The organism is Mesorhizobium sp. WSM4312 (assembly GCF_002294875.1).
Taxonomy (GTDB): domain Bacteria; phylum Pseudomonadota; class Alphaproteobacteria; order Rhizobiales; family Rhizobiaceae; genus Mesorhizobium.
Genome location: NZ_NSFU01000002.1, coordinates 21,897 through 46,568 on the forward strand (window position 1 = coordinate 21,897; position 24,672 = coordinate 46,568).

At 64.7% G+C, this 24,672-nt stretch carries 17 protein-coding genes; 8 read left to right on the forward strand and 9 right to left on the reverse strand.

All coding sequences use genetic code 11. The annotated features are described in order from the left end of the window. The first annotated feature begins 7 nt into the window (after positions 1-7). The 8 genes from ntrB to CK228_RS03455 all read left to right on the forward strand — a co-directional run bounded on the left by ntrB (position 8) and on the right by CK228_RS03455 (position 10,784). Positions 8-901, forward strand: a complete 894-nt coding sequence (gene ntrB / locus CK228_RS03420; RefSeq protein WP_095786926.1) for a nitrate ABC transporter permease — start codon at positions 8-10, stop codon at positions 899-901. A 10-nt stretch (positions 902-911) separates the two neighbouring features. Next, positions 912-1,709: an ABC transporter ATP-binding protein gene (locus CK228_RS03425; protein WP_095772700.1), complete on the forward strand. Its 798-nt coding sequence runs from the start codon at positions 912-914 to the stop codon at positions 1,707-1,709. Between the two features lie 395 nt (positions 1,710-2,104). Further along, positions 2,105-2,296, forward strand: coding sequence for a twin-arginine translocation signal domain-containing protein (locus CK228_RS03430; protein WP_095772748.1), 192 nt, complete (start codon positions 2,105-2,107; stop codon positions 2,294-2,296). 116 nt (positions 2,297-2,412) lie between these two features. Next, positions 2,413-3,654 (forward strand): nitrate/nitrite transporter, encoded by a 1,242-nt coding sequence (locus CK228_RS03435; RefSeq protein WP_179295813.1) that lies wholly within the window; start codon positions 2,413-2,415, stop codon positions 3,652-3,654. Between the two features lie 10 nt (positions 3,655-3,664). After that, the gene (gene nirB, locus CK228_RS03440; protein WP_095786927.1) at positions 3,665-6,115 is read left to right on the forward strand and encodes a nitrite reductase large subunit NirB; all 2,451 of its coding nucleotides are present in this window, start codon (positions 3,665-3,667) and stop codon (positions 6,113-6,115) included. 211 nt (positions 6,116-6,326) lie between these two features. Next, entirely contained in the window at positions 6,327-6,656 is a 330-nt protein-coding gene (gene nirD, locus CK228_RS03445; protein ID WP_095772697.1) for a nitrite reductase small subunit NirD, read from the forward strand. Between the two features lie 2 nt (positions 6,657-6,658). Continuing rightward, on the forward strand, positions 6,659-9,520 hold the full coding sequence (locus tag CK228_RS03450) for a nitrate reductase (protein WP_095786928.1): 2,862 nt from the start codon (positions 6,659-6,661) through the stop codon (positions 9,518-9,520). A gap of 535 nt (positions 9,521-10,055) precedes the next feature. Beyond that, positions 10,056-10,784 carry a hypothetical protein gene (locus tag CK228_RS03455; RefSeq protein ID WP_245437960.1) on the forward strand — a complete coding sequence of 243 codons (729 nt, stop codon included), beginning with the start codon at positions 10,056-10,058 and terminating at the stop codon, positions 10,782-10,784. Positions 10,785-10,896: 112 nt separating this feature from the next. On the opposite strand, the gene CK228_RS03460 is transcribed toward CK228_RS03455, so the two are convergent. From CK228_RS03460 to CK228_RS03500, 9 genes are all read right to left on the reverse strand, one after another. Continuing rightward, positions 10,897-12,411: an aldehyde dehydrogenase family protein gene (locus tag CK228_RS03460; RefSeq protein WP_095786929.1), complete on the reverse strand. Its 1,515-nt coding sequence runs from the start codon at positions 12,409-12,411 to the stop codon at positions 10,897-10,899. A 187-nt stretch (positions 12,412-12,598) separates the two neighbouring features. Beyond that, positions 12,599-13,873: an RNA polymerase sigma factor gene (locus CK228_RS03465; RefSeq protein WP_095772693.1), complete on the reverse strand. Its 1,275-nt coding sequence runs from the start codon at positions 13,871-13,873 to the stop codon at positions 12,599-12,601. Continuing rightward, positions 13,870-14,244, reverse strand: a complete 375-nt coding sequence (locus CK228_RS03470) for a YciI family protein (protein WP_095772692.1) — start codon at positions 14,242-14,244, stop codon at positions 13,870-13,872. Before CK228_RS03470 ends, CK228_RS03465 begins: the two co-directional genes overlap by 4 nt. Before the next feature lie 98 nt (positions 14,245-14,342). Continuing rightward, positions 14,343-15,434 carry a DNA topoisomerase IB gene (locus CK228_RS03475; RefSeq protein ID WP_095786930.1) on the reverse strand — a complete coding sequence of 364 codons (1,092 nt, stop codon included), beginning with the start codon at positions 15,432-15,434 and terminating at the stop codon, positions 14,343-14,345. Positions 15,435-15,534: 100 nt separating this feature from the next. Beyond that, on the reverse strand, positions 15,535-16,473 hold the full coding sequence (locus CK228_RS03480) for a glycosyltransferase family A protein (protein WP_095786931.1): 939 nt from the start codon (positions 16,471-16,473) through the stop codon (positions 15,535-15,537). Between the two features lie 149 nt (positions 16,474-16,622). Then, entirely contained in the window at positions 16,623-17,507 is an 885-nt protein-coding gene (locus CK228_RS03485) for a transglutaminase family protein (RefSeq protein WP_095772689.1), read from the reverse strand. A gap of 3 nt (positions 17,508-17,510) precedes the next feature. Beyond that, on the reverse strand, positions 17,511-19,922 hold the full coding sequence (locus tag CK228_RS03490) for a circularly permuted type 2 ATP-grasp protein (protein WP_095772688.1): 2,412 nt from the start codon (positions 19,920-19,922) through the stop codon (positions 17,511-17,513). A 6-nt stretch (positions 19,923-19,928) separates the two neighbouring features. Next, positions 19,929-23,288 (reverse strand): transglutaminase family protein, encoded by a 3,360-nt coding sequence (locus CK228_RS03495; protein ID WP_095786932.1) that lies wholly within the window; start codon positions 23,286-23,288, stop codon positions 19,929-19,931. A 123-nt stretch (positions 23,289-23,411) separates the two neighbouring features. Then, positions 23,412-24,608: an acyl-CoA dehydrogenase gene (locus CK228_RS03500; protein ID WP_095786933.1), complete on the reverse strand. Its 1,197-nt coding sequence runs from the start codon at positions 24,606-24,608 to the stop codon at positions 23,412-23,414. Between the last annotated feature and the right edge of the window lie 64 nt (positions 24,609-24,672).

Consider the following 24,672-nt stretch of genomic DNA (forward strand, 5'->3'; position numbering starts at 1 on the left):
CCAAGACATGTCCATCCAAACCATCGAGGACACCAAGGTGAAGGCGTTTCCGGCAAAGCCCGCCGCCGAACTGGTTGCGTTCACAGCCAAGAGCCGACGCCGCATCGACCCGCTCGCCATTGCCGGCAAGGTCGCGACGGCGCTGGTGCCGCCTGCCGTCGTCATCGCCCTCCTGCTCGTCGTCTGGCAGGTCGCCTGCTCGTCACCGACCGCCAGCCTGCCGCCGCCGAGTCAGGTGTGGAACGAGGCCTATGACCTGATCGCGCATCCGTTCTTCGACAATGGCCCGCAGGATATCGGACTGGCCTGGCGGGTGCTGATCTCGCTGCAGCGCGTCGCCATCGGCTTCGGCCTGGCGGCGGTGGTCGGCGTGGCGTTCGGCGCGCTGGTCGGCCAGTCGATCTGGGCGATGCGCGGCCTCGATCCGGTGTTCCAGATCCTGCGCACCGTGCCGCCGCTGGCCTGGCTGCCGCTGTCGCTGGCGGCGTTCCGCGATTCCAGCCCGTCGGCGCTGTTCGTCATCTTCATCACGTCGATCTGGCCGATCATCATCAACACCGCCGTCGGCGTGCGCAACATCCCGCAGGACTACCGCAACGTCGCCCTTATCCTGCGGCTCAACCCGTTCGAGTTCTTCGTCAAGATCATGGTGCCGGCCGCAGCACCCTATATCTTCACCGGCTTGAGGATCGGCATCGGCCTGTCCTGGCTCGCCATCGTCGCCGCCGAAATGCTGACCGGCGGCGTGGGCATCGGCTTCTTCATCTGGGACGCATGGAATTCGTCGCGGCTGCCCGACATCATCGTCGCGCTCGCCTATATCGGCGTCACCGGCTTCTGCCTCGACCGCCTGGTCGCTGGCGTCGGTGCCTTCGTCACCCGCGGCACTACGGCAAAGTGAGGACAGCGCGATGACCGCCTATCTGAAACTCGACCATATCGACAAAACCTTCGCCCGCGGCGGCCAGGTCACCGAGGTGCTGAAAGACATCCGGCTGACCATCGACAAGGGCGAATTCGTCTCCATCATCGGCCATTCCGGCTGCGGCAAGTCGACCTTGCTCAACCTGATCGCCGGCCTGACCAAGGTGTCCGCCGGTGCCGTGCTGCTCGAGAACAAGGAAGTCGACAGCCCCGGCCCCGAGCGTGCCGTGGTATTCCAGAACCACTCGCTGCTGCCCTGGCTGACCGTCTACGAGAACATCAACCTGGCGGTGTCGAAAGTCTTTGGCCGCAGCAAAAGCAAGGCCGAGCGGCATGACTGGATCATGCGCAATCTCGACCTCGTGCAGATGGCGCACGCCAGGGACAAGCGCCCGGCGGAAATCTCGGGCGGCATGAAGCAGCGCGTCGGCATCGCCCGGGCGCTCGCCATGGAGCCGAAGATCCTGCTGCTCGACGAGCCGTTCGGCGCGCTCGATGCGCTGACGCGCGCCCATCTGCAGGATGCCGTGATGGACATTCATTCCAGGCTGGGCTCGACGACGATCATGATCACCCACGATGTCGACGAGGCGGTGCTGCTCTCCGACCGCATCGTCATGATGACCAATGGTCCGGCAGCGACCATCGGCGAGGTGCTTGCGGTGCCGCTGGCGCGCCCACGCCGGCGCGTCGAACTTTCTTCAGACCGGACCTTCCTGCGCTGCCGTGAGGCGGTGCTGAAGTTCCTCTACGAACGCCACCGCTTCGTCGCAGCCGCCGAATAAGGCCATGACCGAAAAGCGCAATCATCGGCAATTGGCAATGTGCATCGGCAATAGGCAGCCTACCGCACTGCACAAATATTACGCTGCCGCGCAAGGCATTCTGACTAATCTTTGATCCGCTGCCGCGCTTGGCCAAAAGTCGTTCGGCTGCGGTTCACATTGATTTCATTCGATAATCCAGGGAGCTCTAGAATTGGCACGCTTCCTGCATTTCGGAATGTAGGCCCGCAAGGGCCAAGTGATACGGCGTCCAATGGCGGGCGCCACAGGCAAAGCTGCCGCTCAGGTCAATGCGCAATCCCGGATGGACGGACGCGCGAAGACCTGGCCGGCGGCTTTTTTGTTTTTGCGAGATCGACGGCGCTGGCCCAAGCGGCGCCCAAACGGAGACGACGATGACGAAACGGATCGGAACTGGCGCGTCCCTCGCGGACTTCACGCGGCGCGATTTTCTGGCCAGCAGCGCGCTGACGGCGGCACTGTTCACCGCCGCGCTCCTGCTGTTTCCGACAGGCGCCAAGATTCAAGGCAAGGACCTGACCGTCGCGAACTCGGTCTCGTTGCATCCATCGATGCCGCGTCGCTGATCATTCACCCACAAAATATCCGCGGTGCCTCCCACGCCGCAGACCGGAGCCAGACATTGACCGCAAATCTCCCAGCCCCGCCCAGCCAGGACAATGCCCCCCGGCAGGCGCTTGTGATGTCCACCATCGCCTTCACCGTATGCTTCGCGGTGTGGACGATCTTTTCAATCATCGGCGTGCGCATAAAGCAGGATCTCGGGCTGAACGAGACGCAGTTCGGCCTGCTCGTCGGCACGCCGATCCTCACCGGTTCGCTCGTGCGCATGGTGCTCGGCGTCTGGACCGACCGCTTTGGCGGACGGCTGGTGTACACCGCGACCATGCTTGCGGCGGCGGCGGCGACCTTCCTGCTGGCTTTCGCGCACACCTACGGGCAGATGCTGGTCGCCGCGCTTGGCGTCGGGCTCGCCGGCGGCTCCTTCGCCGTCGGCGTGTCCTATGTCTCGCGCTTCTTCCCCGCAGACAGGCAGGGCACGGCCCTCGGCATCTTCGGTGCCGGCAATGTCGGGGCCGCGGTCACCAAGTTCCTGGCGCCCTTCGTGCTTCTCTCCTGGGGCTGGCAGTCGGTGGCGCTGATCTGGGCCGCAGCGCTCGTCGTCATGGCCGCCATCTTCTGGTTCACCACCGGCGATGATCCCGTCATCCGCGAGCGCCGCGCCGGCAAGGCAACACCCACGAGAAGCTTCTGGCAGGAATTCGCGCCGCTCAAGAATGTGCAGGTCTGGCGCTTCGCCTTCTACTATTTCTTCGCCTTTGGCGCGTTCGTGGCGCTGTCGCTCTGGCTGCCGCGCTACCTGATCGGCGTCTACGGCTTCGGGCTTGCGACCGCCGGCATGATCGGTGCGGCCTATTCAATTCCCGCAAGCGTCTTCCGCGCCTATGGCGGCGTGCTTTCCGACCGGATCGGTGCCCGCACCGTGCTCTATTCGACGTTCGCCGTCAGTGCCGTCGCGACTCTCGTTCTGTCTCTCCCCTCGGCAGACTACGTCGTGCGCGGCATTAGCGGGCCGATCGCCTTCCATTTCGAGATCGGCCCGCTCGCCTTCATCGCCGTCGCCTGCGTGCTCGGCTTCTTCATGAGCCTCGGCAAGGCCGCGGTGTACAAGCACATCCCGGCCTACTATCCGCAGAATGTCGGCGCGGTCGGTGGTGTGGTGGGCATGATCGGCGGGCTCGGCGGCTTCATCCTGCCAATCGCCTTCGGCGCGCTCAACGACCTCACAGGCGTGTGGTCGAGCTGCTTCATGCTGCTGTTCGTCATCGTCGCCACCTGCCTTGCCTGGATGCATGTCTCCATCCGGCGCATGGAGCGCGCGGCATCCGCCGAAGTTTCACCCCTTTCCTACGCGGCTGAGTGAGAGAGCGGACATGACAGAAAAACTCGTCATCATCGGCAACGGCATGGCCCCCGGGCGCATGCTGGAGCACCTCCTCGAGCAGGCGCCGGGCCGCTACGCCGTCACCATCTTCAACGCCGAGCCCCGCGTCAATTATGACCGCATCATGCTGTCGCCGGTGCTGTCGGGCGAAAAGGATTATGAGGAGATCATCATCCATGGTGACGGCTGGTACATCAAGCATGGCATCACCCTCTACAAGGGTCACAAGATCGTTGCCATCGACCGGCAGGCGAAAACCGTCACCTCCGACCATGGCGTAACCGAGCCCTACGACAAGCTCGTCATCGCCACCGGCTCGGTGCCGTTCATCATTCCGGTGCCGGGCCACAACCTGCCCGGCGTGCTGACCTACCGCGATCTCGACGACGTGCGAGCCATGATGCTGGCCGCCCAGTCGCGGGCCAAGGCGGTCGTCATAGGCGGCGGGCTGCTCGGCTTGGAGGCGGCGGCGGGCCTCAACGCGCAAGGCATGGACGTCACCGTGCTGCATGTCATGCCGACGCTGATGGAGCGCCAGCTCGATCCGGCCGCCGGCTACCTGCTGCAGCGCGCGGTGGAACAACGCGGCATCAAGGTCATCACCAAGGCCAACACCCAGGCGATCACCGGCAACGGCAAGGTCGAGCGGGTCGAGCTCGCCGACGGCACCGTCATTCCGGCGACGCTGGTGGTGATGGCCGTCGGCATCAGGCCGAACGCGACGCTGGCGAAGGAGGCTGGCATCGCCGTCAACAGAGGCATCGTCGTCGATGCCGGCATGCGCAGCAACGACCCCGACATCTACGCGCTCGGCGAATGCGCCGAGGTCAACGGCATGGTCTATGGGCTGGTCGCGCCGCTCTACGAGATGGCGCGCGTCGCCGCCCACCAGCTTGCCGGCAACGAGGCCGCCGCCTTCGTCCATTCGGACACGCCGACCAAGCTCAAGGTCACCGGCATCGAGCTCTTCTCGCTCGGCGACTTTGCCGAGGGCGAGGACCGCCAGGAAATCGTGCTGCGCGACGCCGCCGCCGGCGTCTACAAGCGGCTCGTTCTGAAGGACGACCGCATCATCGGCACGGTGCTCTATGGCGAGACGGCGGATGGTGCCTGGTTCAACGATCTCAAGAAGAAGCAGACCGACATTTCGCAAATGCGCGAAACGTTGATCTTCGGCCAGTCCTATCAGGGGGGTACCCCGCTGGACCCTATGGCGGCCGTTGCAGCCTTGCCGGATGATGCGGAAATCTGCGGCTGCAACGGCGTCTGCAAGGGCAAGATCACAGGCGCTATCACGGCCAAGGGCCTGACCTCGCTCGACGACGTCAGGGCGCACACCAAGGCGTCCGCCTCCTGCGGTTCCTGCACCGGGCTGGTCGAGAAACTGATGGTGCTGACGCTCGGCGACACATACAACCCTGCGGCCGTGCAGCCCATGTGCTCCTGCACCACGCTCGGCCACGACGAGGTGCGCCGGCTGATCAAGGCAAAGCACCTCAAGACCATTCCCGCCGTCATGCAGGAACTGGAGTGGAAGACCTCCTGCGGCTGCGCCAAATGCCGGCCGGCGCTCAACTACTACCTCGTCTGCGACTGGCCGGACGACTACGCCGACGACTACCAGTCGCGCTTCATCAACGAGCGGGTGCATGCCAACATCCAGAAGGACGGCACCTATTCGGTGGTGCCGCGCATGTGGGGCGGCGTCACCAACGCCGCAGAATTGCGTGCTATCGCCGACGTCGTAGACAAGTTCGAGATCCCGATGGTCAAGGTCACCGGCGGCCAGCGCATCGACATGCTCGGCATTCGCAAGGAGGACCTGCCGGCGGTGTGGGCCGATCTCGGCCAGGCCGGCTTCGTCTCCGGCCACGCCTACGCCAAGGGCCTGCGCACGGTGAAGACCTGCGTCGGCTCCGACTGGTGCCGCTTCGGCACGCAGGATTCGACGGGGCTTGGCATCCGTATCGAGAAATTCATGTGGGGCTCGTGGACCCCGGCCAAGGTCAAGATGGCGGTGTCGGGCTGCCCGCGCAACTGCGCCGAGGCGACCTGCAAGGATGTCGGCGTCATCTGCGTCGATTCTGGCTACGAGATCCATTTCGCCGGAGCGGCAGGGCTCGACATCAAGGGCACCGAAGTGCTCGGCCTTGTGAAGACCGAGGACGAGGCGCTGGAGCATATCGTGGCGCTGACGCAGATGTATCGCGAGCAGGGCCGCTATCTCGAACGCATCTACAAATGGGCCAAGCGTATCGGCATCCCCGAGATCAAGCGCCAGATCATGGACGACGATGCCAAGCGCAAGGCCTATTACGACCGCTTCGTCTTCTCCCAGAAATTCGCCCAGGTCGACCCGTGGTCGGAACGCGTCTCCGGCAAGGACAAGCACGAGTTTCGGCCGATGGCTTCGGTCGGGTTTGCGCAGGCGGCGGAGTGATGGAGATGTTTGCGCGAAGCACCCCCCTCTGGCCTGCCGGCCATCTCCCCCTCAAGGGGGGAGATCGAATGTCGTTTCGGCTTTCGCCAATCTCCAACGTCGCAGGACGGTCGCCGTCATCGAGGCTGCCAATCTCCCCCCTTGAGGGGGAGATGTCCGGCAGGACAGAGGGGGGTGCCTTGGCGCAATCCTATCAAGCAAAGGCAGCCCAATGAACTGGATCGCCATCGGCACCATCTCCGACATCCCCCGCCGTGGTGCGCGCTGTGTCGCCACCCCGCAAGGCAAGGTCGCCGTCTTCCGCACCCAGGACGATCAGGTCTATGCCATCGACGACCATTGCCCGCACAAGGGCGGGCCGCTGAGCCAAGGCATCGTCCATGGCGCGGCGGTGACCTGCCCCCTGCACAATTGGGTGATCTCGCTGGAGACAGGCAAGGCGCTCGGCGCCGACGAGGGCGCGGTACGCACCATCCCGGTCAAGGTCGAGGGCGAGCGCCTGTTCCTGGCGCTGGAAGCGCTGGCCAGCCGCGCCGCCTGACCATGGAGATCGACGCAGCACGCGAGGTGAGGACCACTTGCCCCTATTGCGGGGTGGGCTGCGGCGTGCTGGCGAAAGTCGCCGCGGACGGGCAGGTGTCCGTCCGCGGCGACCCCGATCATCCCGCGAATTTCGGCCGGCTTTGCTCCAAGGGTTCCGCCCTGGCCGAGACTATCGGTCTCGACGGCAGGCTGCTTCATCCCGAAATCCACGGCCGCCGGACAGGCTGGAACGAGGCGCTCGACATCGTCGCTTCGACTTTCTCGCGGACCATTGCCGAGCACGGACCGGATGCGGTCGCCTTCTATGTCTCGGGGCAACTGCTGACCGAGGATTACTACCTCGCCAACAAGCTGATGAAGGGCTTCATCGGCTCGGCCAACATCGACACCAATTCGCGCCTGTGCATGGCCTCGTCCGTCGCCGGCCACCGCCGCGCCTTCGGCTCCGACACGGTGCCGGGAACCTATGAGGATCTGGAACGCGCCGACCTGATCGTGCTGGTCGGCTCCAACCTCGCCTGGTGTCATCCCGTGCTCTACCAGCGCATCGCGGCGGCCCGGGAAAAGCGGCCGGAGATGAAGATCGTGCTGGTCGATCCGCGCCGCACCATGACATCTGATATCGCCGACATGCATCTGGCGATCGCGCCCGATGGCGACGTCGCCCTGTTCACCGGCCTGCTCGCCTGGCTCGGCCAGCACAATGCGCTCGACCGCGCCTATATCACGGAGCATACGACCGGCTTCGGACAAGCTCTTTTTGCAGCATCGGCGCTCGATCTCACCAGTGTTGCCACCGCAACAGGCCTGAGCGAAGACGAGCTTGCCCGCTTCTACAGCCTGTTCGCAGCGACCGCGAAGACGGTGACCGTTTACAGCCAGGGTGTGAACCAGTCGTCGTCCGGCACCGACAAGGTCAACGCCATCATCAACTGCCATCTCGCCACCGGCCGCATTGGCAAACCGGGAACCGGGCCGTTCTCGGTGACCGGCCAACCCAACGCCATGGGCGGTCGCGAGGTCGGCGGCATGGCCAACATGCTCGCCGCCCATATGGAGATCGAAAATCCCGAACACCGCGATCGCGTCCAGCGCTTCTGGAATGCGCCCGACATCGCGCAAAAACCCGGGCTGAAGGCCGTCGAGATGTTTCAAGCCGTGGCCGACGGGCGCATCAAGGCGCTGTGGATCATGGCCACCAACCCGGTCGATTCGATGCCGGACGCAGACGCCGTCGAAGCGGCAATCAAGGCTTGCCCGTTCGTTGTGGTTTCGGACGTGCTGGCCAGCACGGACACGGTGCATCATGCCCATGTCAGGCTGCCCGCCGCCGCCTGGGGCGAAAAGGACGGCACCGTCACCAATTCGGAGCGCCGCATCTCGCGCCAGCGGTCGTTTCTGGCGGCGCCCGGCGAGGCGAGGCCCGACTGGTGGATCATCGCGGAGGTGGCGCGGCGGATGGGTCTTGCCGAGGCGTTCGGGCATGAGACGCCGGCGGAAATTTTTGGCGAGCATGCCGCCCTCTCTGGATTCGAGAATGACGGTGCGCGGGATTTCGATATTGGCGCTTATGCAAGTGTCGATGATGAGACCTATGCAGCGCTTGAGCCTTTCCAATGGCCAGCGCCGAGCCAAGACACCCCCCTCTGGCCGGCCGGCCATCTCCCCCTCAAGGGGGGAAATCAGCTGTTTTATCGGCTTTCGCCAATCTCCAGCGTTGCAACCGGAGACCCGGCGTCGGAGCTGCCGATCTCCCCCCTTGAGGGGGAGATGTCCGGCAGGACAGAGGGGGGCGATCAAGCTCGACATTCGCAACAAGCGAACAGCACGACGGAGCAGCAACCCGCGCGTTTTTTCGCCAACGGCCACTTCTACACACCCGACCGTAAAGCCCGCTTCATCGCCATCCGCGCCACCACGGAAACCCGCACCGCCGCCGACTTCCCGCTCATCCTCAACACCGGCCGCATCCGCGACCACTGGCACACCATGACGCGCACCGGCAAAAGCCCGCGTCTGTCCCAGCACATCGCCGAGCCCTTTGTCGAAATCCATCCCGTGGACGCGCAGCACCACGGCATCGGCGACGCCGACATCGTGCGGATCTCCAGCCCGCGTGGCGACGTACTGGTCCGCGCCTTGATCACGTCACGCCAGCGCCAAGGCAGCGTCTTCGCGCCGATGCACTGGACCGATCAGTTCGCGGCAAAAGGCCGGCTCGACGCATTGACCGCACCGCTCATCGATCCGGTTTCAGGTCAGCCGGCGTTGAAACATGTCGCGGCCCGTATCGAGAAATTTGCCGCAAAGGCCTTTGGTTTCGCCGTGATGCGCCGCCGTCCCGAGGCGATTGCTGCTGACTATTGGGCGGTCGCTCGTTGCAGGGGCGGATGGCGGGTCGAGCTTGCCTTTGCCGACGACGACGCGGACTGGACAGCCTTCGCCGGCTCGCTTTTCGAGGCTCCTTCGGCCGAAATGCTTGCCTATCACGACCGCGACGCCGGCCAGCACCGCATCGCTGCCTTCGACGGTGAGCACCTCACGGGTGCTTTGTTCGTCGCCCGGGGCCCGGTCGCGGTGTCGCGCGGCTGGGCGGCCGAACAGCTCGAAGAGGTCCACGCCAGCCAGCGCGAGCGCTTCAGGATCGTCGCCGGCCGCGCCGGTGCCGAACGGCCGGATGCCGGCGCCACCGTCTGTTCCTGCTTCAACGTCGGGGCCAACCAGATCGTGGCCGCGGTGGTGGCCGGCTGCACCACTGTCGAAGCCATCGGCGGCGCGCTGAAGGCCGGCACCAATTGCGGCTCCTGCCGGTCCGAGATCCGCGCCCTCATCCAGGCTGGCCACGTTCAAGCGGCCGAGTGAGCCGCAATCCTGTATGATTTGAGCTGTCCGCGAGGCCACGCCAAACCTGACCAACTGTTAATTCGACTTCAGGCTTCGACCATATTGGTGGATGGGGTGATACCGCCGTGGACCAGCAATTGGAAATGGTCACCTGCCCGCTCATCCAGGTGAATTTCAAGGAGGGCCAGGACGCACAGGTCGCCCTTCAAGGGGCAGCCGTTCGGCTGGCTATCGTTGCGAGAGGTTTTCCAAGCCATAGCAATCAGTTAGCGGACTGAACCACGAACCCGCCACTCTCGATCCATGCCTCGGCTGGCCCTGTTGTCCGCAAATGGTACGTCTGGACACAAGTGTTGAAGGCTGAAAAATAGGGAACGCAACTTCGCTATCCGAGTTGATTCAAGAGATCGGGAGATCCGCGCTGAATCTGGAAGACATAGCCGCCCATCCGGCCTTGCACCGCTACGTACAGGAACAGTCGCAGTCCCTGATCCGAATCTATGAGGAAACCCCGCGACTGGCTTCCATCTTTGCCACGCAGCAACGTTGGCTGATGGCTCATGTCGGCCTTTCCATGCATTTCCGGCGGGACCCGAACGACCGCCGCAAGGAGTTGACCGTCTCGCGTTTCACCGAGGTCGTGCACAAGAACGCCGTGGCCAGCCGCAATACGGCGGATGCTTTCATCAAGGAGATGCTGCACTACAACATCGCCGAGTATGTGGCGGGTGGGGACGGCCGCACGCATCCCCTGCAACCGACGGCCGCCACCATCGAGAGGTTCACCGGCTGGGTGACCGCCCATCTGCGCACGCTTGACCATATCGATGGCGGCGACCGGCTGGGCAGATATCTGGAACGGCCCGACATGCTTGCCACGCTGCAGCCACTGATCGCTGACGGCCTGCTGGCCTCAAAGCCGGTGCGCGAACCCAACCAGACCTTTTCCCTTTTCATCTGGCTCAACAATGGCGGTATCGTCATGGACTGGCTGATGTCCGGCATCGATCCGGATCATGCCGGCCTGGAGCGGATCCCGACCAGCGTCGTTTCGATCGGCGATTTCGCCAAATGGCTCAAGCTGTCGCGGACCCATCTCGGCCGCAAACTGCGCACCGCCGAGGAGCTCGGCAGCATTGGCTGGCTTGGCCAACGCGGCCATTCGGTGATGTGGGTGTCGCACGGGTTCTACGAGGAATACATGACCGTGCAGGCCGCCAAGCTGGCTGTCGTCGACAACGCCTTCAAGGCTTGTTTCCCGCCACCGCAAGGCGGTGACTGAGCAGCGCCCTGCACAGGGGCCGATTTTGGGGAACGCGTGAGGCGGATCGCCCTGTGTCGAATGACGCTCGCCGAGCATCACCGACACTGATCTTGGGCAGACCTCGGCGTTCTCAGTCGATGTCGAACGAAACACCCTGGGCAAGCGGCAGCGCCTTGGAATAGTTCACCGTGTTGGTGGCGCGCCGCATGTAGGCCTTCCACGCATCCGAGCCGCTCTCGCGGCCGCCGCCGGTCTCCTTTTCGCCGCCGAAGGCACCGCCGATCTCGGCGCCCGACGTGCCGATATTGACATTGGCGATGCCGCAGTCCGAACCGTCGACACCGAGGAAACGCTCCGATTCCTGCAGATCACGGGTGAAGATCGACGACGACAGGCCCGCACCCACCGCATTGTGTTCGTCGAGCACGGCGTCGAAATCCGAATATTTCATCACATAGAGGATCGGCGCGAAGGTCTCTTCTGTCACCGGCGACACCTGCTTCGGCATTTCGACCAGCGCCGGGTGCACGTAGTAGGCGTCCGGGTGGCCGTTCTCGACGCGCCCGCCGCCGGTCACCTTGCCGCCATGGGCGGTGGCTTCCTTCAGCGCCTTCTGCATGGCATCGAAAGCCGCCTTGTCGATCAGCGGCCCGACCAGCGAAGAGGTCTCCAGCGGATTGCCGACCGAGACGCTCTGATAGGCCTTCTTCAGGCGCGGCACCAAGGCATCGTAGACGCTCTCATGCACGAACAGGCGCCGCAGCGTCGTGCAGCGCTGGCCGGCCGTGCCCATGGCACCGAACGCGATGGCACGCAGTGCCATGTCGAGATCGGCGGTGGGCGCCACGATGCCGGCATTGTTGCCGCCGAGTTCCAGCACGGCACGCGCAAAGCGCTTGGCCAGGCGCGGACCGACGTCGCGGCCCATGCGGGTCGAGCCGGTCGCCGAAACCAGCGGCACCTTGGGATGGTCGACCAGGATTTCGCCGACGGCGCGGTCGCCGATCAGCACCGGCGCCAGCCCCTGCGGCGCGTCGGCGCCGAAACGCTTGACCGCGCGCTTGAAGATCGCTTCGCAGGCAAGTGCGGTCAGCGGCGTCTTCTCCGATGGCTTCCACACCACCGCGTCACCGCAGACCAGTGCCAGTGCCGCATTCCACGACCACACCGCGACCGGGAAGTTGAAGGCGGAAATGACGCCGACGACGCCGAGCGGATGCCAGGTTTCCATCATGCGATGGCCCGGACGCTCGGTAGCGATGGTCAGACCGTACAATTGCCGGGACAGACCGACGGCGAAATCGCAGATGTCGATCATCTCCTGCACTTCGCCGAGCCCCTCGGATGGGATCTTGCCGACCTCGATCGACACCAGCCGGCCAAGTTCGGCCTTGTGCGCACGCAATTCCTCGCCGAGCAGCCTTACCAGTTCGCCGCGCTTCGGACCGGGCACCAGCCGCCAGGACTGGAACGCCTTGTGCGCGGCATCGATGGTCTTTGCCGCGTCGGCCGGCGAGATGGTCTTCAGCGCCGCGATCTGTTCGCCCGTCACCGGGCTGCGCACGATGAGGTCGCCGCCGGCAAGCGCGTCCTTGGCTACACCCAGTTTCGCCAGAAGCTCGGCCGTTTCCTTCGCAATGGTCATTTTTGTCCCTTTCAGATCCCGTCGTCATCATCTGGCGTCGGATCAAAGCCTCGCACCATTCGCCCGCGTGCCGAAAAGGCACTTCGGGCACAGTCATGGCGTGGCCTTACTCGTTTCAAGGGAAAATCGCCACCCCGGCATGGTCTAAGCCCGGGCGACACGATTGAGCCAGATGGGCAAACGCGGCTCAGTTGGCCTTTTTCGCCGGCACGCGCACGGCGCCGTCTTTCATCAAACGGTCGATATGCATGCGGATATGGGCCGCTTCCGCCGCCGTGTTGGCCAGCGCGATGGCGCGGTCGAAGGCAACCCGCGCCTCCTCACCCCGGTCGAGTTGCATCAGCAGTCCGCCCTTGAGGCCGAAGAAGTGGAAATAGCCGGAAAGCCTTTCTTCCAGCGGCTCGATCATCGCGAGGGCGGCTTCCGGGCCGCGTATTTTCGAGACCGCCACCGCGCGGTTGAGCGTGATGACGGGCGACGGCTGCATTTGTTCGAGCAGGCCGTAGAGCAGGTCGATCTCCACCCAGTCGGTGTCCTCGGCCTTTTCTGCCCGGGCATGCAAAGCGGCGATTGCCGCCTGCACCTGATAGGGACCGGGCTTGCGATGGCGCAACGCCTTGTCGACCAGCGCCAGCCCCTCGTCGATCATCTTGCGGCTCCACAGGCCGCGATCCTGGTCCTCCAGCAGCACGATCTCGCCGTCTTCGTCGAAGCGGGCCGGCGCGCGCGCATGCTGCAGCAAAAGCAGCGCCGTCAGCCCCATGATCTCCGGCTCGGTCTGGAACAGCCGCAGCAACAGCCGGGCAAGCCGGATCGCCTCCTCGCACAGCGGCGCGCGGGCCGGCGCCTCGCCGCTGTTGGTCGAATAGCCTTCGTTGAAGATCAGGTAGACCATCGCCGCCACCGCGGCGAGCCGCTCGGAGCGCTCGACCGCGCCCGGCGTCTCGAACGGCACACCGGCGTCGGCGATGCGCGCCTTGGCGCGGGTGATGCGCTGCTCCATGGCGCTCTCGCCGACCAGGAAGGCGCGAGCGATCTGCTTGACGGTGAGACCGGAGACGATGCGCAGCGCGACTGCGATCTGCTGCGTTGCCGGAAGGTCCGGATGGCAGCAGATGAACAGCAGCCGCAAGATGTCGTCGCGATAGTGCGCGCCGTCCAGCCGCTCGGCGATGTCGCTCTCGGCATCCTCCAGATCGGAGATCTGGTCCTCTTCCGGCATCGGCGCCTGCTTGGCGCGCTTGCGCACCGCGTCGATGCCGCTGTTGCGGCCGACGAAGATCAGCCACGCCGCCGGGTCGCGCGGCGGCCCATTCTGCGGCCAGTTCTTCAACGCCCTGAGACAGGCATCCTGGAAAGCTTCCTCCGCCGTATCGAGATCGCGGAAATAGCGCAGCAGCGCGCCCATTGCCTGCGGGCGGGCGGCGCTGATCGCGGAGCTGATCCAGGCAAGTTCGGTCATACGGCAACACCGGTGGGATTGAACACCGAGACCGGCCGGATCTCATAGGAGCCGCCGCTCGGGTTGACCTCGGAGAGCTCACGGGCGAATTCGACGGCCTCATCGAGATCGGCACAGTCGAGGGTGTAGAAACCTAGGAACTGCTCCTTGGTCTCGGCGAAGGGCCCGTCGATGACGACCGATTCGCCTTTCACTTTCCGCAGCGTCGTCGCCGCCGTCGTCGGCAAAAGCCGCGCCACCGGGCCAAGTCGGCCAGCCTTGGCGTACTTGTCCTGAACGTTGAGGAGATTGGCCATGACTTCGTCGTCCTGCGCCTTGCTCCAGGAGCTGACGACGTCTTCGGAGGCATAGCAGAGTATGGCGTAGAGCATGGCTGGTCCTTTTCTGTATCAAAGGACGAAACAGTATGACCGATCCCGACACGACGTCGACAAAAAAGACGGATTGAGCGACCGTCAATCGCCGCCAGTCAGCGTTGATGCGACTTCAACCATCTCAGCACGATCGCTTCCTCGTCATCGAGACCCTCGATCGGCCGCTTGCGCTTGTTGGCTTCCGCCATTTCTGCCAGCAGCCGTCCCTGCGACCAGGCCTCGAAAACCAGCGGATGAATATAGCATTTGCGGCAGACGGCGCGCGTGTTCCCCAGCCGCTCGGCCACCTTGTCGATGACGCTGTTCATCACCCGCTTTTGCTGGGCCTGGGTTTCGGGCAGCTCCGTCTGCGCAAACAGCGACGCGGCATGGATGGTGCCGCCCCAGGTGCGAAAATGCTTGGAGCTGAACGCATCGCCGGCGGCATCCCTGATGTAGCGGTTGACGTCGTCGGAGTGGATCGGGCGTCTGTTGCCTTCCTCGTCGAGATACTGGAACAGTTTCTGGCCCGGCAGGTCCTGCGCACCCCGCACGATGCCGGCGATACGGCGATCGACCAGCTTCAGTTTCCATTCCTTGCCGGACTTGCCCTCGAAGGCGAAGCGCAGCCTCGATCCCTTGATATCGACATGACGGTCGCGCAACGTCGTCAGGCCGAAGCTCTTGTTGTCTCGCGCATAGGCGGCATTGCCGACGCGGATCATCGTGTTGTCGAGCAGCCAGACGACCGCGGCGACGACGCGCTCGAACGGCAGGCCGTGGCGGCGCAAATCGCTGTCTATCGTGCGCCTCAGGCTGGCCAAGCTCTCGGCGAAGGCAACGAGGCTCGAATATTTGGCACCGTCGCGTTCTTCGGCCCATTGCGGATGATAACGATACTGCTTGCGCCCCCGCTGGTCCCTGCCAGTCGCCTGGATGTGCCCGTCGGCATCAGGCGAGATCCAGACATCCGTCCAGGCCGGCGGGATGACGATCGCCTCGATACGCGCCCTGGCGGCAGGGGAGACCGCTTTCCCGTCCGGCCCCTTGTAGGAAAATCCCTTGCCTGTCTTTAGCCGGCGTATACCGGGCTCGGCATCGCTGACATAGGTCAGTGCGGCGTGCCCGGCCGCGCTTTGCGCCCCGTTCTTCGGCGCGGCGTCGCCGTCGGTTGACCGGCAGGGCGGCAATCCGGATCTCTGCAGCATGCAAGCTCCACGCAAATATGAGTAGATAAGCTACTGGCCGACAGCTGGTTCCACGCCCTGCCGCGAAAGTCGGCTGGCGCGGCAAGCGAATGACGGAACCTTACGAGGCGCCCTGCAGTTCCACCCGCGGCGCCGACAGCCGCCGTCGCACCGCGAGCTTGAGCCTGTAGCGCAGGCAGCGCCAGGCTTCCGACCGCCGCTTTGGCGCGGCAGCGGCCACTGCCAGGAAGCGCGCGGCAATGTCCAGGTCGCCGCGCGCATAGTGGACGCGGGCGATCTTGAGGGCGACAAGCCCCTCCCTGGTCTTGAGCGCCGAGACCGGGATGCCGCAATCGGTGAGCGTGCGCAATTCCCGGCGCCACTCCAGGAAGCGCCGCACCGGGTTGATTGCAAAGCGGTCGTCGGAACGGGCCGGCGAAACCTCATAGACCATGACGGGTTGCGGCGTCATGGCCAGCGAAGCCTTGCTCATCAGCCGCGCCCAGAACAGCGTGTCCTCGTCATAGGCAAGGCCCACCGGAAACCGTGTATCGCGGATCAGTTGCCGGGACGCCAGAACGCTGCCCACGGCGACGGAGCGTATGTCGCCTTTTACGTAGGCCGAAGCATTTGCCAGGCACGCAGCCTGATAGCCGTTCGGAATCTTGATCTGCCGATCCTGGCCGTTCACCCGCCGCCGGTAGGCGCCGACGATCATGCCGGCTTTCGGCTGGTTCTCCGCCTGCCGCAGCAGCGCGCGCAATCCGCCCTGAAGATGCAAATCGTCGGCGTCGATCAGATACACCCAGGGATGGAGCGCCTGGGCCAGCGCCACGTTGCGGGCGCCGCCGGCGTCGCGGCATTCGGCAGGCAGCACGCGCAGCGGCAAGGCCAATTGCGCCGCTGCCTGCCTTGCGACATCAGCCGTGTTGTCGGTCGATGCATCGTCGACCAGCAGGACCTCGCCGATGACGTCGGCCTCACTGCTAAGCGACGCCAGCGTTGTCGCGATCGTGGCCGCCGCATTGTAGGCCGGGATGACGACGCTGACCGCTTTCAATTAAAAGACCCCGCGCCCGCGCCCATTGGCAGCAAAAAATGGCTGTCCCTCGAAACAAATAGAGATTAGCGACCCCTTCGATGTTTGAGAAGTCGCTTCCTCCACCCACAATTGCAGTGGCGGAACGCTTCGCGCTTTTCAGCTCGCTCTCATACCTTCTCGAGCGCAGCCGGAATGACGTCGACGGCCTGCTCGCCGACCTGCCCGCCAGTGGTCTTCAGCACCCCGACGATCGGCGCGACGTCGGAATAGTCGCGGCCGTAGCCGACGGTGATATGATCGTTGCTGGCTCGCATGCCGTTGGTCGGGTCGAACTCCTGCCAGCCGGCGTCACGTCCGCACCAGACCTTGACCCAGGCATGCATGGCGTCGGCGCCTTCCAGCCGCGGCTTGCCCTTGGGCGGGATGGTGCGCAGGAAGCCGCTGACATAACCGGCCGGAATGCCGAGCCCGCGCAAGCCCGCGATCATGATGTGCGAAAAATCCTGGCAGACGCCGCGCTTCAGCCTGAAGGCATCGCTGGCCCGGGTCCGCACCGTGGTCGCCTCGCCGTCATAAGTGAAATCTCGATGGATGCGGTTGCACAGATCCATTGCCGTGCCGGCGGCCGAGGTGCCGATGCTGTCCTGCGCATAAGAGGTGATCGCCGCGTCGATACCGGAGTGAGCGCTTCCCGCCAGAAAATGGTGCGGCGAGTCAGACGCCAACGACCGCACCGCGGCCAGTTCCTGCCGCAGCCGCCCTATATCGGGCGACACGTCGAGCCCGGGCTCGGGCCGCGACACCGAAACGCGGGCGCTCATCCTGATGTCGAGCGCGTCATGGGCATCGCGAAAAGCAATCGAAGTGACGTTGTTGCCGAAGAAATCCGAGAAATCCGATCGTTCATTGGGCGCCGGGGCAAAGGACAGCGATGCGGCAATGACGCGCTGCACGCCCGATATCGTCGATGGCAGCACGCGGATCTGATGGCGACCGCCGCCTGCCGCGGCTGCATAGTCGTAATGGAGATGAAGCCTGATGTCGTAGAGCATGAACTAGCCGAAATAGGCTTTGGCGAGGCTGTTGTAGAGACCGCCGATTTCATAGGCGAGTTCGTCCAGCGCCTTTGCCGTCATATCCGAAGGCTCCTTGATGGCTATGGCCGTGTTGAGCTGCAGGATCTCCTTCGCCGCCGTCGACATGTGCCCCTCGCCGCCGACCGACGGCAACAGGCCGATCTCGGCCTTCAGCCTTTCCAACTGGAACAGGATCGAGCGAGGATTGAGCGGGTCGAGCGCCAGAAGATCGATCACCGTGCGCCGGCCGGCCTGCACCGGATATTGCCGGCGATGGGTCATGACGCTGTCGCCGATCTCCAGCATCATGTCGAGCGCGCCGTCCGGCGCCTTGGGGTCGGTCAGCCGGGACAGCGTCCGGGCAATCTGGATGCCGCGTTCCAGCCGCCGGCCGATCTCAAGGAACCGCCAGCCGGCGAAACGGTACATGTTCTCATGCAGCAGGCCGGAAAAACCGGCGAGCTTGCGCAGGATCACCGTCATGGCCCGCGTCGCGTCATCGCCCGGCGCCACCGTCGTCGCGAACTGGTGGATGGTCTTCGACAGGTCCTTGAGCGCCAGCCAGCCGTCGGGTGAGAAGCGGTCGCGGATCTGGCCCGCGCTGTAGACCGCGCTGTCGAGCGTGCCGATCAGCCCCGACGGGATCGCCGTCTCGACGTCGATGCCGAACGGTTCGAGATAGTCCCTGATGTCGGCCAGCAGCGGCATGTCCGGATCGGATGTCTCGGCCAGCCGCACATGGTAGGCGCGCAGGATGCGCACCGTGTCTTCCGAGCGCTCGATATAACGGCCGAGCCAGGTCAGGTTTTCCGCAGCGCGGCTCGGCAGGCTGCCCGGCCTGGTGCGCGTGAAGCTGTCACCCTCCTGCGGCAGCAGCGTCTCGCGCTCGACGGGCCTGTCGCTGACCACCCAGACGTCGGCCGCCTGGCCGCCGCGCTGCATGGCGATCGCCGTCGGGTCGAGCGACAGGCCGACACGGGCGAACCCGCCCGGCATCACCGTCCAGCCATCGGGCGTGCGCGCCAGGTAGACGCGCAGGCTCGCCGGCCGCGGCTCCAGCCAGCCGCCGACAAAGACCGGTGTCGTCGACAGCGTCACGGCTTCCTGGCCGACGAAGGCGCCGCCATCGCGTTCGATGCGCGCCACCAGCTCGGCCCGTTCGCCTGCCGACAGCGCCGAACCGAGCGTGGTCTGGCCATCATCCTCGAAGGCAAGTCTCGTCGACAGCGCCGGGCCGACCACCATGCGGTCGATATTTGCAAGCACATGGGCGCGTTCGGTCGCCTGCCCGCACCACCATGTCGCGACGCTCGGCAAGAGCAGCTCCTCGCCACGCAATTCGCGCGCGATCTTGGGCAGGAAGGCGAGCAGCGCCCGCGTTTCCATCAGGCCTGAACCCAGCGCATTGACTGTGGCTACCGCCCCCTGGCGGATCGCCTCGACCAGCCCCGGCGTGCCGATCTGCGAATCCGACCGCAATTCGAGCGGATCGGCAAAAGCCGCGTCGAGACGCCGCCACAACACGCTGATCGGCATCAGGCCGGAAACGGTGCGCACCATCAGCCTGCCGCCGGAAACGGTCAGGTCCTCGCCTTCGAGCAGCATGATGCCGAGATAGCGGGCGATATAGGCGTGTTCATAGTAGGTTTCGTTGAGTGGCCCCGGCGTCAAAATGGCGACGCGGCCATCGCTTTCCCTGGCCATGCCGATCAGCGCATCGCGGAAACGACGAAAGAAGCCGGCGAGCCGATGCACATGCATCTCGCCATAGATGTCGGACAGCGCGCGCGTCGTGGCGACGCGGTTCTCCAGGGCGAAGCCTGCGCCCGACGGCGCCTGCGTACGGTCGCCCAGCACCCACCACTGGCCGTCAGGCCCACGGCCAAGCTCGAAGGCACAGATATGCAGGTAATGGCCGCCGGCCGGCGTGGTACCCACGACAGGCCGCAAATATTCGGGGCTGGCCGCGATCAATCCCGCTGGCAGGATGCCTTTTTCGATCAGCCGGTTGCGCCCATAGATATCGGCGATGGTTTCCTCGAACAGTTCGGCCCGCTGCACGAGACCGGCGCTGATCGCGGCCCATTCGCTGTCTTCGATGAGCAGCGGTACATGCGCCAGCGGCCATTCGCGCTCATTGGCGCCGGCCTTGTCATACACGCGGTAGTAGACGCCGGCATCGCGCAGATACTGGTCGGCGCGGGCAAAACGCTGGCCGAGCTTCTCGGCGCCGAGATCGTCGAGCGCCTCGATGAAATGCTTCCAGACCGGACGGGGATTGCCTGCGGCGTCGACCATCTCGTCGACGACGCCGTCGATGGGCTGGTAGTGCTCCAGCAGGCTATGGATCTGCGGCTTGCCGCGTATCCTTTTGTGATTCCCCTTTGCCATCGCTGATCAGAGTCTTGCCGGTCGCCTGAGGTCAAGGGTCATCGGGAAATCTTCCGCCGGTTGTTCCTCGCGCAGCACATAGGCCGATGGTGTATGGCCGCGCGGTTCGAAGCGGGCGAGCCGCCGCGCTTCCGCCTCGTTGCCGTTGACCGGGAAGGTGTCGTAATTGCGGCCGCCGGGATGCGCGACATGGTAGACGCAGCCGCCGACCGCCCTTCCTGACCAGCGGTCATAGATGTCGAACACCAGCGGCGTATTGACCGGCAGCGCCGGATGCAGGCCCGAAGCCGGCTGCCAGGCCTTGAAGCGCACGCCGGCCACCGCGACCTCGCGGTTATCGGTCACCTTCATCGGCACGATGCGGCCGTTGCAGACGATGGCATGGCGTTCCGGATTGAGGCCTTCGGTCTTGACCTGCAACCGCTCGACCGAGGAATCGACGAAGCGCACGGTGCCTCCGATCGCGCCCTGTTCGCCCATGACATGCCATGGCTCCAGCGCCTGCCGCAGCTCCAGCTTGATGCCGGCATGCTGAACCTCGCCGCAGAACGGGAAGCGGAATTCGAGCTGCGCATCGAACCATTCGGGACGGAACTCGAAGCCATTGAGCTTGAGGTCGTCCAGCACGTCGAGGAAATCCGCCCAGACCTGATGCGGCAGCATGAAACGGTCGTGCAGGGAAGTGCCCCAGCGTACGAAGCGGCCGTCGAGCGGGTTCTTCCACGCACGGGCAATGATCGCCCTGACAAGCAGTTGCTGCGCTAGGCTCATGCGCGCATTGGGCGGCATCTCGAAGCCGCGGAATTCGACCAGTCCCAGCCGTCCTGTCGGGCCATCCGGCGAGAACAGCTTGTCGATGCAGATTTCAGAGCGGTGCGTGTTGCCGGTGACGTCGGTCAACAAATTGCGGAACAGCCGGTCGACCAGCCACGGCAAGGGTGCCGCGCCCTGGTCCGGATGCGGTACCTGCGCCATGGCGATTTCGAGTTCGTAAAGCGAATCGTGACGCGCCTCGTCGAAGCGCGGCGCCTGGCTGGTCGGGCCGATGAACAGGCCGGAGAACAGATAGGACAGCGACGGATGCCGCTGCCATTGCAGCACCAGGCTCTTCAACAGATCGGGCCGGCGCAGGAACGGGCTGTCATTGGGCGTCGCACCGCCGACCACGACATGGTTGCCGCCGCCTGTGCCGGTGTGGCGGCCGTCAATCATGAACTTGTCGGCGCCAAGCCGCGTCAGTCGCGCTTCCTCATAGATCGCCGTGGTCGTCGCCACGCAGTCCTGCCAGTTGGAAGCCGGATGGATGTTGACCTCGATGACGCCGGGGTCCGGCGCCACACGGATGACGTTGAGACGCGGGTCATGCGGCGGCCCGTAACCCTCGATATGCACGGGAAGACCGATGGCACGCGCCGCATTCTCGGCGGCGGCGACCAGTTCGAGATAGTCTTCCAGCGCCTCGACCGGCGGCATGAATACGCACAGCCTTCCGTCGCGGGGCTCGACGGAGAGTGCGGTGCGCACCGCGCCGCCGATCTCGGTGATCTCCTGTTCGACCCGGTCCTGCTGACCGGTCGCGGCGGTGAACGACGCCGCCTGCTGGCGGCGCGCCATCTCGTCGGCGCCTTCAAGCTCGGCCGGCGCCGCGGTGGGCAGGATCGCTTCGCGGGCCGGCAGCGGGCCGCGCGGCAGCGACGGATCGACCGGCACGATGTAGGGGAATTGTGCCGGCGGCACGTAGGGCAGCGTTCCCAAGGGCAAGCGGTAGCCGACCGGCGAGTCGCCCGGCACCAGGAACAGCCGGCCGCGCCGTGTCTTCCATTTTTCCGAACGCCAGCGCGGTCCCGAAGCCTGGCTGTTCCAGCGCTGCACGGGCAACACATAGCCCGACGGTTTGGTCAGCCCGCGCTCGAACACTCTTGCCATGCGGCTGCGCTCTTCCGGATCCTCGAGCTTCGAATTGGACGGATCGACATTTTCCGGCAGCTTGCCTTCCTTGAGCAGCCATTCGGCCGGATCCTCATAGGCTTCGCTGACCATGGCCTTGTCGATGCCGAGCTCGCCGGCGATCGCCGTCAGCAGGCTTTCGGCCTGCTGCGGGCCAACCTTGGCTTCGCTTTTCTCCCGCGCGATCAGCGACGGATCGCTCCACACCGGCTGGCCGTCGGCACGCCAGTAGAGCGAGAAGGTCCAGCGCGGCAGGCTCTCGCCCGGATACCATTTGCCCTGGCCGTAGTGGAGGAAGCCGCCCGGTGCGAAGCGCTCGCGCAGCCTGCGGATCAGCGCATCGGCCTTTTCGCGCTTGGTCGGACCGACGGCGGCGGTGTTCCATTCGGCGGACTCGAAATCGTCGATCGACACGAAGGTCGGCTCGCCGCCCATCGTCAGCCGCACGTCGCCGGCCGCAAGTGTCGCATCGACCTTGTTGCCGAGCGCATCGAGCGCCTGCCAGCTTTCGTCGGAGAACGGCTTGGTGATGCGCGGATGCTCGGCGATGCGGTCGACCCGCATGTCGAAGCCGAACTCGACATTGGCAAAGCTCGCCATGCCGGAAATCGGCGCGGCATTGCGGAAATGCGGCGTGGCGGCAAGCGGCACATGGCTCTCGCCGGTGAGGAGACCCGAGGTCGGGTCGAAGCCGATCCAGCCGGCGCCGGGAAGATAGACCTCGCACCAGGCATGCAGATCGGTGAAATCGACCGATGTGCCGGCCGGCCCGTCCAGCGCGACGAGATCAGGCTTCAGCTGGATCAGATAGCCCGAGACGAAACGCGCGGCGATGCCGAGATTGCGCAGGATCTGCACCAAGAGCCAGCTCGAATCCCGGCACGAGCCCTTGCCGGCGGCCAGCGTCTCCTCCGGCGAGAACACGCCGGTCTCCATGCGCACGATATAGGCGATCTCGCGCTGCAGCCGCGCATTCAGGTCGACGAGGAAATTGACGGTGTTTTTCGCGCTGGTGTCGATGGTTCTCAGGAAGGCCGACAGCAGCGGTCCGGCCGGCTCAGGTGTCCGGTAGATGGCGAGATCGTCCCTGATCTCTTCTGGATATTCGAACGGGAATGTCTCGGCCGACGGCTCGACGAAGAAATCGAACGGATTGTAGACCGTCATGTCGGCGACGAGGTCGACCTCGATCTTCAGTTCCGTCACCGGCTCGGGAAAGACGAAGCGGGCAAGGAAGTTGCCGTAGGGATCCTGCTGCAAATTGACGAAATGGTTCGCCGGCTCGACCTTGAGCGAATGGCTCAACACCTTTGTCCGGGAATGCGGCGCCGGCTGCAGCCTGACGATTTGAGGCCCGAGAACCACCGGCCGGTCGTATTTGTAATGGGTCAGATGGTAGACGGCTGCCAGAATTGCCATGGGGCCCCGGAGATCGGCGTTTCAAACGAATTCGCCGAACCCTGACACATCTGCTGGCCATTCTCCAAGCACAGATGTTGCGGTGCACCTAATTTAAGCAGCGAAGTCGGCTTAAGGCACGGCTTAGAAGAAAGCCTGGATCCCGGTCTGCGCCCGTCCCAGGATCAGCGCGTGCACGTCATGCGTGCCCTCATAGGTGTTGACCGTCTCCAAATTCTGCGCGTGGCGCATGACGTGGTAGCCGATCTGGATGCCGTTGCCGCCATGCATGTCGCGGGCCTGGCGGGCGATGTCGAGCGCCTTGCCGCAGTTGTTGCGCTTGACGATCGAGATCATCTCCGGCGCCATCTTGCCTGCATCGAGCAGCCGCCCGACGCGCAAGGATGCCTGCAGCCCAAGCGCGATCTCGGTCTGCATGTCGGCGAGCTTCTTCTGGTAAAGCTGCGTGCCGGCCAGCGGCTTGCCGAACTGCTTGCGGTCGAGACCGTACTGGCGTGCGCGGTGCCAGCAATCTTCCGCCGCTCCCATCGAGCCCCAGGAGATGCCGTAGCGAGCCCGATTGAGACAGCCGAACGGGCCGCCAAGGCCCTTGGCGTTGGGCAGCAGCGCGTCCTCGCCGACCTCGACGCCTTCCATCACCACTTCACCGGTGATCGACGCGCGCAGCGACAGCTTGCCACCGATCTTAGGCGCCGACAGCCCCTTCATGCCCTTTTCCAGCACGAAGCCGCGGATCTCGTCCTTGCCGGTCTCGCCCTTCAGCTTGGCCCAGACGACGAAGACGTCTGCGATCGGTGCATTGGAGATCCACATTTTGGAACCGGAGAGCTTGTAGCCGTTCGCGGTCTTCTCGGCGCGCGTCTTCATGCCGCCCGGGTCCGAGCCGGCATCCGGCTCGGTCAGGCCGAAGCAGCCGATCCACTCACCGCTGGCAAGCTTGGGCAAGTACTTCTTGCGCTGCCCTTCCGAGCCATAGGCGTGGATCGGATACATCACCAGCGACGACTGCACCGACATCATCGAGCGGTAGCCGGAATCGACGCGTTCGACCTCCCGCGCGACCAGCCCGTAGGTCACATAATTGGCGCCGAGGCCGCCATACTCTTCCGGGATGGTAATGCCGAGCAGCCCGGCCTCGCCCATCTCGCGAAAGATGCCGGCATCCGTCTTTTCATTGAGATAGGCATCCTCGATGCGCGGCGCGAGCTTGTCGGCGGCGAAGGCCGCCGCGCCGTCGCGCACCATGCGCTCTTCTTCCGAAAGCTGGTCCTCGATCAGGAACGGGTCTTCCCAGACGAATGCATTCTTGTCGGCGGCCATGGCTTGTCGATCCTCAAACAGGTGAAGCCCGGCTTATCGGCCCGTGGTCTTAAAAAATCAAACG

What these genes read in the sequence shown, in the direction of transcription:
- CK228_RS03435 (WP_179295813.1), top strand. Translation starts at nt 2,413, where the DNA reads ATGTCCACCATCGCCTTCACCGTATGCTTCGCGGTGTGGACGATCTTT.
- CK228_RS03485 (WP_095772689.1), bottom strand. Translation starts at nt 17,507, where the DNA reads ATGCTCTACGACATCAGGCTTCATCTCCATTACGACTATGCAGCCGCG.
- CK228_RS03495 (WP_095786932.1), bottom strand. Translation starts at nt 23,288, where the DNA reads ATGGCAATTCTGGCAGCCGTCTACCATCTGACCCATTACAAATACGAC.
- ntrB (WP_095786926.1), top strand. Translation starts at nt 8, where the DNA reads ATGTCCATCCAAACCATCGAGGACACCAAGGTGAAGGCGTTTCCGGCA.
- CK228_RS03425 (WP_095772700.1), top strand. Translation starts at nt 912, where the DNA reads ATGACCGCCTATCTGAAACTCGACCATATCGACAAAACCTTCGCCCGC.
- CK228_RS03500 (WP_095786933.1), bottom strand. Translation starts at nt 24,608, where the DNA reads ATGGCCGCCGACAAGAATGCATTCGTCTGGGAAGACCCGTTCCTGATC.
- CK228_RS03450 (WP_095786928.1), top strand. Translation starts at nt 6,659, where the DNA reads ATGGAGATCGACGCAGCACGCGAGGTGAGGACCACTTGCCCCTATTGC.
- CK228_RS03455 (WP_245437960.1), top strand. Translation starts at nt 10,056, where the DNA reads ATGGCTCATGTCGGCCTTTCCATGCATTTCCGGCGGGACCCGAACGAC.
- CK228_RS03460 (WP_095786929.1), bottom strand. Translation starts at nt 12,411, where the DNA reads ATGACCATTGCGAAGGAAACGGCCGAGCTTCTGGCGAAACTGGGTGTA.
- nirD (WP_095772697.1), top strand. Translation starts at nt 6,327, where the DNA reads ATGAACTGGATCGCCATCGGCACCATCTCCGACATCCCCCGCCGTGGT.
- nirB (WP_095786927.1), top strand. Translation starts at nt 3,665, where the DNA reads ATGACAGAAAAACTCGTCATCATCGGCAACGGCATGGCCCCCGGGCGC.
- CK228_RS03490 (WP_095772688.1), bottom strand. Translation starts at nt 19,922, where the DNA reads ATGGCAAAGGGGAATCACAAAAGGATACGCGGCAAGCCGCAGATCCAT.
- CK228_RS03465 (WP_095772693.1), bottom strand. Translation starts at nt 13,873, where the DNA reads ATGACCGAACTTGCCTGGATCAGCTCCGCGATCAGCGCCGCCCGCCCG.
- CK228_RS03475 (WP_095786930.1), bottom strand. Translation starts at nt 15,434, where the DNA reads ATGCTGCAGAGATCCGGATTGCCGCCCTGCCGGTCAACCGACGGCGAC.
- CK228_RS03470 (WP_095772692.1), bottom strand. Translation starts at nt 14,244, where the DNA reads ATGCTCTACGCCATACTCTGCTATGCCTCCGAAGACGTCGTCAGCTCC.
- CK228_RS03430 (WP_095772748.1), top strand. Translation starts at nt 2,105, where the DNA reads ATGACGAAACGGATCGGAACTGGCGCGTCCCTCGCGGACTTCACGCGG.